Source organism: Pseudomonas sp. GW456-12-10-14-LB2, from assembly GCF_002884345.1.
Classification (GTDB): Bacteria; Pseudomonadota; Gammaproteobacteria; order Pseudomonadales; family Pseudomonadaceae; genus Aquipseudomonas; species Aquipseudomonas paraglycinae.
In genome coordinates, this window is sequence record NZ_POHV01000045.1 from 1 (window position 1) to 12,939 (window position 12,939).

The 12,939-nt window shown below is 61.0% G+C and carries 7 protein-coding genes; 6 read left to right on the forward strand and 1 reads right to left on the reverse strand.

The genetic code is table 11. The annotated features are described in order from the left end of the window. Window positions 1–173: 173 nt before the first annotated feature. From recC to C1X29_RS24750, 6 genes are all read left to right on the forward strand, one after another. On the forward strand, window positions 174–3,626 hold the full coding sequence (gene recC / locus C1X29_RS24725) for an exodeoxyribonuclease V subunit gamma (protein WP_102718591.1): 3,453 nt from the start codon (window positions 174–176) through the stop codon (window positions 3,624–3,626). Next, entirely contained in the window at window positions 3,623–7,312 is a 3,690-nt protein-coding gene (gene recB, locus C1X29_RS24730) for an exodeoxyribonuclease V subunit beta (protein WP_102718592.1), read from the forward strand. The genes recC and recB overlap by 4 nt, the downstream gene beginning before the upstream one ends. Further along, window positions 7,309–9,417: an exodeoxyribonuclease V subunit alpha gene (recD, locus tag C1X29_RS24735; RefSeq protein ID WP_102718593.1), complete on the forward strand. Its 2,109-nt coding sequence runs from the start codon at window positions 7,309–7,311 to the stop codon at window positions 9,415–9,417. The genes recB and recD overlap by 4 nt, the downstream gene beginning before the upstream one ends. Before the next feature lie 119 nt (window positions 9,418–9,536). Beyond that, on the forward strand, window positions 9,537–10,112 hold the full coding sequence (locus C1X29_RS24740; protein WP_085746835.1) for a YfiR family protein: 576 nt from the start codon (window positions 9,537–9,539) through the stop codon (window positions 10,110–10,112). Next, window positions 10,109–11,377 carry a diguanylate cyclase gene (locus C1X29_RS24745; protein WP_085746836.1) on the forward strand — a complete coding sequence of 423 codons (1,269 nt, stop codon included), beginning with the start codon at window positions 10,109–10,111 and terminating at the stop codon, window positions 11,375–11,377. The genes C1X29_RS24740 and C1X29_RS24745 overlap by 4 nt, the downstream gene beginning before the upstream one ends. After that, window positions 11,377–11,877, forward strand: a complete 501-nt coding sequence (locus tag C1X29_RS24750; protein ID WP_170844893.1) for an OmpA family protein — start codon at window positions 11,377–11,379, stop codon at window positions 11,875–11,877. The genes C1X29_RS24745 and C1X29_RS24750 overlap by 1 nt, the downstream gene beginning before the upstream one ends. On the opposite strand, the gene C1X29_RS24755 is transcribed toward C1X29_RS24750, so the two are convergent. Continuing rightward, complete coding sequence (locus C1X29_RS24755) at window positions 11,874–12,821, reverse strand: LysR family transcriptional regulator (RefSeq protein ID WP_039772937.1); 948 nt, start codon at window positions 12,819–12,821, stop codon at window positions 11,874–11,876. The genes C1X29_RS24750 and C1X29_RS24755 overlap by 4 nt on opposite strands. Window positions 12,822–12,939 lie beyond the last annotated feature (118 nt).

Below are 12,939 nucleotides of genomic sequence, written 5' to 3' on the forward strand. Positions count from 1 at the left end.
GAGTAGGTCATCGTCAAGATTAAATTCCGAAACCCCAATTGCGAAAGCAGTTGGGGTTTTGTTTTGCCCGCAGGAAAGTTCTTACAGCATTCTCAGCCGCCTTGCGGCTGTCGCCGCCGGCCGACAATGCTAAGGTTCAGCCCTAGCTTTTGTACTTTTCCAAGGAAGCCTTCATGCCGGACACCCAGTCCCTCAACGCTGCATTCATGGTCGTTCAGAGCAACAGCCTGGATGAACTGCGCAGCCTTGTGATCAGCATCATGCGGCGCTATCCACTGGCTCCCCTGGAGAACGAAATCGCGCTCGTACAGAGCAACGGCATCGCTCAATGGCTCAAGCTGGCACTGGCTGAGGACCCTGAAGAGGACGACTCCGGCGGCTGTGGTATCGCCGCCGCTATTGATGTGCAACTGCCGGGCAGTTTCATGTGGCAGCTTTACCGGATGGTTCTGGGACGAGAGGAAATTCCGGCAAAGTCGCTGCTCGACAAGGCACCGTTGACCTGGCGTCTGATGCGCCTGTTGCCACAGGTCATCACCCGTCCGCATTTCGAACCGCTACAACGCTTTCTCACCCATGACACCGATCTGCGCAAACGCTACCAGTTGTCCGAACGTCTGGCAGACCTCTTCGACCAATACCAGGTTTACCGCGCTGATTGGCTTGAGGACTGGGCAGAGGGGCATCATCAACTCCGAAATGTAAGAGGTGAAGCGAAGCCGCTCTCGCCGACCAGTTGCTGGCAGGCAGAATTGTGGCGCGCTCTGCTGGACGATGTGGGCGAGCAAGGCATGGCCCAGAGTCGCGCGGGCGTGCACCAGCGGTTCATGGAGCGCATCAACAGTCTTGAACGCGCACCGACCGGACTTCCACAGCGAGTGATCGTTTTCGGAATTTCCTCGTTGCCCGCCCAGGTACTGGAAGCATTGGCCGGGTTGTCTCGTTTCAGCCAGGTTTTATTGTGCGTCCATAACCCCTGTCGTTATCACTGGGCCGATATCGTTGCCGACAAGGATCTCTTGCGTCATCAGTACAAGCGGCAGGCCCGAAAAAACGGCATGCCTGTGGTGCTGGATTCGGAATCGCTCCACCAACATGCTCACCCGCTCCTCGCAGCGTGGGGCAAGCAAGGTCGCGATTACATCAACCTTCTCGACAGCTACGACGAGCCGGACAGCTATCGCGCAGCATTTCGCAATGGACGTATCGATCTGTTCAGCGAAAACCAGCCGAAGAACATGCTCAATCAGTTACAGGACGACATTCTGGAGCTGCGGCCGCTCAGCGAGACTCGAACGCTCTGGCCGGCAGTCGATCTGACTCAAGACGATTCGATCCGCTTTCACATAGCTCATAGCGCCCAGCGCGAAGTGGAGATTCTCCACGACCAACTCCTGGCCCGTTTCAGTGCCAACCCTCAATTACGCCCTCGCGATGTGATCGTGATGGTGCCTGACATCGATAGTTATGCGCCGCATATCCGCGCCGTATTTGGCCAACTGGATCGTCAGGATCCACGCTTCATTCCTTTCACCATGGCCGATCAGGGGCAGCGCGGACGGGATCCATTACTGATCGCTGTCGAGCATCTGCTCAAGCTGCCGGACAGTCGTTTCCCCGTCAGTGAAATTCTCGACCTGCTCGACGTTCCTGCGTTACGCGCCCGGTTTGGTGTGCAGGAGCGAGACTTGCCGACTCTGCATCGCTGGATCGAAGGGGCCGGCGTACGTTGGGGGATCGATGCCGGGCAACGGGCCGAACTGGGATTGCCCGACGAACTGGAGCAAAACAGTTGGCGCTTCGGCCTGCGTCGGATGCTGCTCGGCTATGCCGTCGGCAGTTCCGGAGCCTGTGGGGATATCGAACCCTACGATGAAATCGGTGGTCTCGATGCCGCGTTGATCGGCCCGTTGGTAGCGTTGCTGGATGCACTGGAACTCTCGCATCAGCAACTGATGAAACCCGCGCAACCGCAGGAATGGGGACATCGGCTTCAGGCGTTGATGCAGCTGTTTTTCAAGCCCGAAGATGAGCATGACGACTATCTGCTGGCTCAACTCGAGGAGTTGCGCGAAACCTGGCTGGAAACTTGTGAAGCCGTCGGTCTGCTGGACGAGCTGCCACTGACCGTCGTCCGCGAGGCCTGGCTGGCGGGACTGGATCAGGGGCGTCTGTCGCAGCGCTTCCTGGCCGGTGCCGTGAACTTTTGCACACTGATGCCGATGCGCGCGATCCCGTTCAAGCTGGTTTGCCTGTTGGGAATGAACGATGGCGATTATCCACGCGCCCAACCGCCGCTGGACTTCGATCTCATGGGCAGCGACTACCGGCCGGGAGATCGATCCCGTCGGGAGGATGATCGCTATCTTCTGCTCGAAGCGCTCTTGTCCGCCCGTCATCAGCTTTACATCAGTTGGGTGGGCCGCAGCATTCGCGACAACAGCGAGCGGCCAGCCTCTGTGTTGATCGGCCAGTTGCGCGATCATCTCGCCAATGGATGGCGATCGGTCGACGACAACGAAGATCTTCTGATTGCCATGACTCAGGAGCATCCGTTGCAGCCATTCAGTTCGCGCTACTTCCATGAGGAAGACAAACTGTTCAGCTATGCCAGCGAATGGCAAGTGCTGCATCAGCATCACGAGCAGAATGACGTCGCAACAATGCTTGCCCCCCATGTTCAGGAGGAACCGTTGAGTCTGGAGCTGCTGCAGGACTTCCTGCGCAATCCGGTTCGACACTTTTTCACTCAGCGACTCAAGGTTTACTTTGAAGCGGCGCAGGTACCTCAGGCTGACGAGGAACCCTTTGTGCTGGATGCGTTGCAGCGATACATGCTCAGCGACAGCTTGCTCGGGGCAGCCTTGAGACACCCGGACAATGTTGATCAGGCGCTCGAGTCTCAAGCCCGACGCCTGCAGAACAGCGGACTGCTGCCCATGGCCGGGTTCGGTGAATGCCTTCAACGAGAGTTGATCGAGCCTTTGCCAGACTTGTTGCAACGATATCAACAGCTGTTGGCGTTATGGCCGACACCGCTAACCAACGCGCTACCGATCAATTTTGAATGGCAGGAACTGCGCCTTGAAGGATGGCTAGGCGGTTTGCACCGGCGCGCCGATGGCGGCGTACTGTCGGTCACAACAATCCCCAACAGCATAGGCTCGATCAAGAGCCGCAAATGGCATCGCATGACCAAGCCCTGGGTCAGCCATCTCGTCGCGTGCGCCAGTGGACTCTCCCTGACGACCGCACTGGTGGCCAGTGATGACACGCTCCTTCTTGAACCTCTTGAGCGGACTCGAGCGGGGCGAATTCTCGAGGATCTGCTGCTCGCCTGGCAGACGGGCATGTGCCAGCCACTTCCGGTCGCGGTGAAAACGGCTTTTGCATGGCTGGCCCAGACCGATCCGGTCAAGGCTGAAGCGGCTGCCCGTAAAGCCTATGAGGGCGATGGTCAGACCAGCGAAGGCGAGCGGCGTGAAAGTCCGGCTCTATCCCGACAATTCGTCGACTTCGATGCACTGCAGGCGGATGAAACATTCTCCGGTTGGTGTGATGCACTGTATCGCCCTTTGCTTGAGGCACCGTGGCGTTCATGGACCCAAGAGGAGGCAGGCGCATGAGCAACCAACAGCCGCTCGCCCTGGCATTCCCGTTAAGAGGCAGTCAACTAATCGAAGCCAGTGCGGGCACTGGCAAGACGTTCACCATTTCGGCGTTGTATCTGCGGTTGATCCTCGGCCACGGAGGCGAGGCGAGCGGTTTCGGTCGTGAGCTGTTGCCCCCGCAGATTCTCGTGGTGACCTTCACCGACGCGGCCACCAAAGAACTGCGCGAACGTATACGCACGCGTCTGGCCGAGGCCGCCCGTTTCTTTCGTGACGAGACGCCTCCCCCTGATACGCTGATCGATGAACTGCGTGCACAGTTCGATCCGCAACAATGGCCCGGTTGCGCGAACCGCCTGGATATCGCCGCGCAATGGATGGACGAAGCCGCCGTTTCGACGATCCACAGTTGGTGTCAGCGAATGTTGCGCGAGCATGCGTTCGACAGCGGCAGTCTGTTTACCCAGACCCTGGAAACCGATCACAGCGACCTGCTCGGCGAAGTGCTGCGCGATTATTGGCGGCTGTTCTGCTATCCGATGCAGGGCGATGCATTGAGCTGGGTCCGCAGTCACTGGGGAGGTCCGGCGGCCCTGTTACCGCGAGTGCGTGGGCTGTTTGGCACCGAGCGCGAAGCGGACTCTGACAAGACCCCCTCCGAGCTGATCGAAGAATGCCTGCAGGAACGCCGTGCGGCATTGGTGGAGTTGAAGGGACCATGGCGGCAGTGGGCCGATGAGTTGCTCGCGATCTGTCATCAGGGCGTCGCCAACAAAACCGTGGACGGGCGCAAGATGCAAGCCCGCTATTTCGAACCCTGGTTCGAAAAGCTCAAGGCCTGGGCCGAGGACGAGTCGTTCGAGCAACTGGATATCGGCACCGGGTTCGCCAGGCTCACGCCGGAGGGCATGGCTGAAGCCTGGAAGGGCGAGCCGCCGAGTCACCCGGGCCTGGATGCCATGCCTGTGCTCAAGTCGAGCCTCGACAATTTGCCGACGCCCGATGCGGCCGTGCTGCAGCATGCTGCCAAATGGGTCGGTGCCCGCTTTGAAGACGAGAAGCGCCGTCGAGCCGAAATGGGTTTCGACGACATGCTATTGCGTCTGGACTCGGCCTTGCAATCCGACGGTGGGGAGCGGCTCGCCACGCTCATCCGCGAGCAGTTCCCGGTCGCCCTGATCGATGAGTTCCAGGACACGGACCCGGTGCAGTACCGGATCTTCGAAAGCATCTATCGCGTTGAAGAGAATAACCCCGAGACCGGGCTGTTCCTGATTGGCGACCCCAAGCAGGCGATCTATGCCTTCCGTGGCGCGGACATCTACACCTACCTGCGAGCCCGCCAGGCCACAACCGGACGCCTGCATACCCTGGGCACCAACTTCCGCTCCAGTCACGGGATGGTCAGTGCGGTCAACCATGTTTTCGAACGTGCCGAGTCCCGTGAGCAAGGGCGCGGAGCATTTCTGTTCCGAGAGAAAAGTGGCGATAACCCGGTGCCGTTCCAGCCTGTGGAGGCTCAGGGTCGTAAAGAACATTTGCAGGTATCCGGGCTGGACGTACCGGCGCTGAACATCTGGCATTTATCCACCGACAAACCACTGTCCGGGGCGGTTTATCGCCAGCAGTTGGCGGCGGCCTGCGCCAGTGAGATCACGACTCTGCTCAATGGCGGGCAAACCGGTCGTGCCGGGTTTGCGCAGGACGGCAAGGATTGGCGTGGGCTGCGGCCAGCGGACATTGCGATCCTGGTGCGCGACGGTAAAGAGGCGCAGGCGGTACGCGGTGAGCTTGCAGCGCGCGGAGTCCGCAGCGTTTATCTGTCGGACAAGGACTCGGTCTTTGCCGCACAGGAAGCCCATGACCTGTTGTCGTGGCTCAAGGCGTGCGCCGAGCCGGATGTCGAACGCTCCCTGAAAGCGGCGCTGGCGTGCATCACGCTGAACCTGCCGCTGGCTGAACTGGAGCGCCTGAATCAGGACGAACTGGTCTGGGAATCCCGGGTCATGCAGTTCCGTGGTTATCGTGAGCTCTGGCGCAAGCAAGGGGTGCTGCCGATGTTGCGGCGCCTGCTGCACGACTTTCAACTGCCGCAGATGCTCATTGCCCGCAGTGATGGCGAGCGGGTGCTGACCAACCTGTTGCATCTGTCGGAGTTGTTGCAACAGGCCGCGTCGGAACTCGATGGCGAGCAGGCACTGATCCGTCATCTGGCCGAGCATCTGGCGCTGTCAGGGCAGGCAGGTGAAGAGCAGATCCTGCGTCTTGAAAGCGACGAACAACTGGTCAAGGTCGTGACCATTCACAAGTCCAAGGGGCTTGAATACCCGTTGGTGTTCCTGCCTTTCATCTGCTCGGCCAAACCCATGGATGGCAGTCGATTGCCGCTGCATTACCACGATGAGTCCGGCAAGGCCCGCATCAGTCTGAAGCCCGACGCCGAACTGATCGCCCTGGCGGACAACGAGCGCCTGGCGGAGGATCTGCGTTTGCTCTACGTCGCGCTGACTCGCGCACAACATGCGTGCTGGCTCGGGGTGGCGGATCTCAAACGCGGCAATCACAGCAGCTCGGTGCTGCATCTTTCTGCACTGGGCTATCTGTTGGGCGGTGGCGCAACGTTGGGTGAATCCAGCGGTTTGGCCCGTTGGCTGGACGATCTGCAACAGGGTTGTTCGGCGCTGAGCGTTGTTGAAATGCCGGCGGCCACCAGCGAGGAGTATCAGCCTCCGCGTAACGAAGCCATGCTACGTGCCACCCTTTTACCGAGCCGCAGGGCCAGCGAAAACTGGTGGATCGCATCGTACAGCGCCTTGCGCATCAGTGACGTGCTGAGCGTCGGCAATGACGAAGCTCCTGACAGTCCGCAAGCGCAAAAACTGTTCGACGACGAACGCCTCGATCCTGAAGCTCCGCGCGAGATCATCGCCGGCGGGGCCGATATTCACCGCTTCCCTCGCGGGCCGAATCCGGGAACGTTTCTTCACGGTTTGCTGGAGTGGGCAGGGGAGGAAGGGTTCGCGGTCACCCGCGAGTCGCTGGACGATGCGATCGCCCGGCGTTGCAATCGGCGGGGTTGGGAAGGCTGGATCACCACCCTCGGCGACTGGTTGCAACACTTGCTCAAACTGCCACTGCCCGCAGGGCTCGACCAACCGCCAGTGGTGCTTGGGCAATTGAAGCAGTATCGGGTCGAGATGGAGTTCTGGTTTGCCAGCCACAAAGTCGACGTGCTCAAGCTCGACGAACAGGTGCGTCAGTTCACCCACAACGGCGTGGCCCGGGTCGGCGCCGAAGCGGTGCAGCTCAATGGCATGTTCAAAGGCTTTATCGACCTGACGTTCGAGCACGAGGGTCGTTACTACGTGGCCGATTACAAATCCAACTGGCTGGGCGTCGATGACGCTGCGTACACCGAGCGGGCCATGGAGCAGTCGATCCTCGACAACCGTTATGACCTGCAATACGTGCTGTACCTGTTGGCACTGCATCGTCAGCTCAAGGCGCGGCTCGCCGATTACGACTACGACCGGCATATCGGCGGCGCGTTGTATCTGTTCCTGCGCGGGACACGGGCCCCTGGCGGTGGCGTTTACTTCGCGCGACCACCAAGGGCGCTGATCGAGCGTCTGGACTTGATGTTCCAGGGCAAACCGCAACCCAAGGCCGAGCCCGCGTGGGAACAGGGAGTATTGCTATGAACCGGACATTCGCCGACCTGCTGCCAACGCCGCTGACCGCCGACAGCCTCGCGCAACTGACGCCCCTGACCCGTGCCGATGATCTGTTGCTGTTGCTGACCCAATGGGTCGAGCGTGGCTGGTTGCGGGCACTGGACAAGGCATTCGTGGCCTTTCTTCATGAGTTGGCACCCGATGTCGATCCGCTGGTGTTGCTCGCCGCCGCATTGACCAGTCACCAGCTCGGCCATGGTCATGTCTGTCTGGATCTGTTCGAAACCCTCAAGGCGCCGGATTTCGCTTTGTCCCTACCGCCAGAGGGGGATGCACAACCCGGCGTGTTGCTGCTGCCATCGCAACTGCTCGAAACCCTCGACGGAGCGCACTGGTGCAAGGTACTGGCCGGCAGTTCGCTGGTGGCACTGGCCGCCGACGAAAGTGCGTCGTCGCAGGAACGCCCGCTGGTGTTGTCCGGCAAGCGCTTGTACTTGCGGCGCTATTGGGCCTACGAGCGGCGTATCGACAGCGCATTGCGTCAGCGGCTCGCGGAGCAGGAAGCGACACCATCCGATCTTGCACGGCGGCTGGACGAGCTGTTCGATCCAGCGCAGCGTGCGGATGTCATCGACTGGCAGAAACTCGCCTGCGCCCTGGCCACCCGAAGTGCCTTCAGCATCATCACGGGCGGTCCAGGTACCGGCAAGACGACGACGGTGGTCCGTTTGCTGGCGTTGCTCCAGGCACCTGCGGTCGAGGCGCATCAACCATTGCGCATTCGGCTCGCGGCGCCTACCGGTAAAGCGGCGGCGCGGCTGACCGAGTCCATCAGTCAGCAGGTGCAATCGCTGAAGGTCGCTGATAGCGTCCGGGAAAAAATCCCGACCGAGGTGACCACGGTGCACCGCCTGCTCGGCAGTCGTCCCGGCACGCGGCACTTTCGCCACCATGCCGGTAACCGTCTGCCCCTGGACGTTCTGGTGGTCGATGAAGCGTCCATGATCGACCTGGAAATGATGGCCAACCTGCTCGATGCCTTGCCGCCTCATGCCCGATTGGTGTTGCTGGGCGACAAGGATCAACTGGCCTCGGTGGAGGCTGGTGCGGTGCTGGGAGATTTGTGCCGCGATGCCGAAGCCGGTTGGTACAGTCCGCAGACCCGCCAGTGGCTGGAGAGTGTAAGCGGCGAATCCCTGCAGGACAGCGGCTTGCACGAAGGCACTGACGGTTCGCACCCGCTGGCCCAGCAAGTGGTGATGTTGCGTCACTCGCGGCGTTTCGGCGAGGGCAGCGGCATCGGCCAACTGGCGCGGCGGGTGAATCAGCAACTCCCGGACGAGGCTCGGCGGTTGCTGGAAGCCAAGACTCATGGAGATGTGTTTTCGTTGCCGCTTCAGAACGAGCACGACCGGAAACTTGAGCACCTGGTGCTCGATGGACACGGCGAAGGCCCTCACGGTTATCGACATTATCTGAGCGTCTTGCGCGATCGACGTCCGGCGATTGGAACGCCGCTCGAACATTCAGGCTGGGTCGACTGGGCGCGTGACGTCCTGCGGGCCTTCGATACCTTCCAGTTGTTGTGCGCAGTGCGCAAAGGGCCGTGGGGTGTCGAGGGGCTGAACCAGCGCATCACCGACGCGTTACTCAAAGCGCGGCTGATCGAAAGTGATCAGCAATGGTACGAAGGCCGGCCGGTGCTGATGACCCGAAATGACTACGGTCTGGGGCTGATGAACGGTGACATCGGTATCGCCCTGAAATTGCCCGAGCGCGATGGCCCGGATGCCGGCAAGTCGGTGTTGCGAGTGGCGTTCCCGCGTAACGACGGGCGCGGCGGGGTGCGTTTCGTGCTGCCGAGCCGGCTCAACGATGTCGAGACCGTCTATGCGATGACCGTGCACAAGTCGCAGGGCTCGGAGTTTGCCCATACCGCGTTGATCCTGCCGGACGCCCTGAATCCCGTGTTGACCAAGGAGCTGATCTACACCGGAATTACCCGGGCCAAGGACTGGTTCACCTTGATCGAACCTCGGAGCGGCGTGTTTGAAGAAGCGGTGCAGCGCAAGGTGAAGCGCCTGAGTGGACTGATGCTGGAACTGGAAGAAGGGGCGCCGCATAAAGGATGAAGGTGCCTTCGATTGCCGCCGATAATTGATCGACCGGTCAGAGGTCGCTGTATCGCTGGTGTTCCAACCCTGTGCTATCGTTGCGGCATCATTTCGTAACGATCCAAGAGAATCCCTGCATGAAGGTGGCTGTCTGGGCGACAGAGCGCGTAGTTGGCTGCAAGCGGGCGTTGCTTGCCGGTGTGCTCTGTTTGCTCACGGGTGTGGCCGCTGCCCAGGCTCAACCCCCGACGGGCATGGCCGAACAGCGGGCCAAATCCGTCACCCAGGTTGTCCTCGGTATCCTCAGTTACGCGCGCTGGCCGGTAGAGCCGGCGCAATTACGTTTGTGCATCGTCGGCCCGACCGAATACACCGACGACCTGGTCAAGGGCACGACCCAGGCCACGGGCCGTCCGGTCATCGTGCGTCGACTGTTGGCCGACAATCCGGCCATCGTCAGCGAGTGCGACGCGGTCTACATCGGTAAGCTTACGACCGACGAACGCAGCCGGCTGTTCGCGTCCCTGATCGGCCATCCGGTGCTGAGCATCAGCGAAGGCGGCGATCAATGCACGGTCGGTAGCCTGTTCTGCCTGCGGGTTGGTGATGAACAAGTGTCGTTCGAGGTCAATCTCGACTCCGTTGCCCGCAGCGGTGTGCGCATTCATCCCAGCGTGCTGCAGTTGTCGCGCCGCAAACCGGCGGTGCCATGAGACGCGACAAATCCACAGGGCGCCCGACCCTCGGCTCGGTCATCGGCCGTGGCAACCTGATTGTGGCGCTGGTCGCCGTGGCAATGGCCAGCGTGTCGCTGACGCTGCTCGGGGTGCTGGCGCTGCGGGTCTATGCCGATCACAACCTGCACTTGATCGCCCGCTCGATCAGTTACACCGTGGAAGCCGCCGTGGTGTTCAACGACAAGGCCGCCGCGACCGAAGCGCTGGCGTTGATCGCCTCGACCGAAGAAGTGGCCGATGCCCAGGTGCTGGACACTCAGGGCCAATTGCTCGCGCGCTGGCAGCGTCCGGAGAACGGCCTGATTTCCGAGCTGGAGATGCAGGTCGCGCGAGTGATTCTGGAAAAACCCATCAACCTGCCGATTCAGCATCAGGATCGCGAGATCGGGCGCATTTTACTGATCGGCCACGGCGGCAGCCTGATGCGCTTTCTGTTGAGCGGTCTGGCGGGGATCATTCTCTGCACGGCGATCAGCGCCTGGGTCGCGCTCTATCTGGCGCAGCGTCAGTTGCGCAGGATCATCGGCCCGTTGCACAGCCTGGCGGCGGTGGCGCATGCGGCCCGCAGCGAGCGGGCACTGGATCGACGGGTGCCACGGGCGAAGATTGCCGAACTGGACAACCTCGGCAATGACTTCAATGCCTTGCTCGATGAACTCGAAGACTGGCAAACCCACCTGCAAAGCGAGAACGAAACCCTCGCCCACCAGGCCAGCCACGACAGTCTCACCGGCTTGCCGAACCGGGCCTTTTTCGAAGGCCGCCTGATCCGTGCGCTACGCAGCGCCCACAAACTCAACGAGCGCGTGGCGGTGCTGTTTCTCGACAGCGACCGCTTCAAGGACATCAACGACAACTTCGGTCATGCCGCCGGTGACGCGGTGCTGGTGGCGGTGGCTAATCGGGTGCGGGCGCAGTTGCGTGAAGAGGATCTGGTGGCGCGTCTGGGCGGTGACGAGTTCGCCGTTCTGCTCACGCCCTTGCACAAGACCGAAGACGCCGAGCGCATTGCCGACAAGATCCTCGCCAGCATGGACACCCCGATTGCGCTGCCGGGCGACAGCAGTGTCGTGACGTCGCTCAGTATCGGCATCGCGGTTTACCCCGATCATGGCGTCACGCCCGGCACCTTGCTCGATGCGGCCGATGCCGCGATGTATCAAGCCAAGCGTTTGTCGCGCGGCGCCCAATCCACGGCCGGGTCGGAGCACCCGGTCGATCCCGTTCAAACCAGGAGCTGATGCCCGTGTTCTCACTTTCCTTTCGACTGTTTTCCACCCTGTTGCTGACGGCCATGCTGGCCCTGACCGGTTGCCAGACCGCCCCGCAAAAAGGCCTGACGCCCGCCCAGGTTGCGGTCCTCAAGCAGCAAGGCTTCGAGTTGACCGATGATGGCTGGGAGTTCGGCCTGTCGGGCAAAGTGCTGTTTGGCAGCGATGTCGAAAGCCTGAACCAGCAAAGTACCGAAATCGTCGAGCGCATCGGCAAAGCGTTGCTGGGTGTCGGCATCGAGCGCGTGCGGGTCGATGGCCATACCGACGCTTCGGGCAAGGAAACCTACAACCAGCAGCTGTCTCTGCGTCGCGCGAAAAGCGTCGGTAAAGTGCTGACCTCGGTCGGCATGAAAGAAGAGAACATCCAGCTGCAAGGACTCGGCAGCCGCGAACCGGTCGCCTCGAACGACACCGCCGCCGGCCGCACCGAAAACCGCCGGGTGTCGATTGTGGTCAGCGCCGATTAATCGGCGAATTGCATTTCGCGGGTCTCACCCATCAACAGCGCCTGATTGCGCTCTGTCACCTCACGGATGTAATCCCACAGCAACGTGATCCGCTTCAACTTGCGCAGATCCTCCCGGCAGTACATCCAGAACTGCCGGGTGATGTCGATTTCCTCCGGCAACACCGGCAGCAGGCGCGGATCCTGTGCCGCGAGGAAGCACGGCAGAATCGCCAGCGAGCGCCCCTGCTGCGCTGCGACGAACTGCGCAATCACGCTGGTGCTGCGCAGATTGGCGCTGGCGCCGGGCAACACGTTCGCCAGATACAGCAGCTCCGAGCTGAACGCCAGATCATCCACATAACTGATGAATTGATGCTTGCCCAGGTCGGCGGGGCGGCGGATCGGCGGGTGCTTGTCCAGGTATTCCTGGGTTGCGTAGAGCTGCAAGCGGTAGTCGCAGAGTTTGCAGCACACGTACGGCCCGTGTTCCGGGCGTTCGAGGGCGATGACGATGTCTGCCTCGCGTTTGGACAGGCTGATGAAGTGCGGCAGCGGCAGGATGTCCACCGAGATCGCCGGGTAGGCGTCGACGAAGTGGCTCAGTTGCGGGGTGATGAAGAAGCTGCCGAAACCTTCGGTGCAACCCATGCGCACATGCCCGGACAGCGCGACGCCGGAGCCTGAGACCTGCTCGCAGGCCATGTGCAGCGTGCTTTCGATCGACTCGGCATAACTCAGCAGGCGCTGGCCTTCGGCAGTCAGTACGAAACCGCTGGTACGCGACTTTTCGAACAGCAAAGTGCCGAGCGCCGCTTCCAGCGAACTGATCCGCCGCGACACGGTGGTGTAGTCGACCGCCAGGCGCTTGGCCGCCGTGCTGGCCTTGCGGGTACGGGCGACTTCGAGGAAAAACTTGAGGTCGTCCCAGTTCAGCGAACCTAGAGACGTGATGTTTTTTTGCATGATGGACGGGCTTATATGTGCGTTCTTATTAGAAGTTTGCACATCTATACTCCAAAAACAGTCCGACAACCAATTCGTGACACACGCCTCATCTCAAGGCGAACCTTTCGCCTTGGCT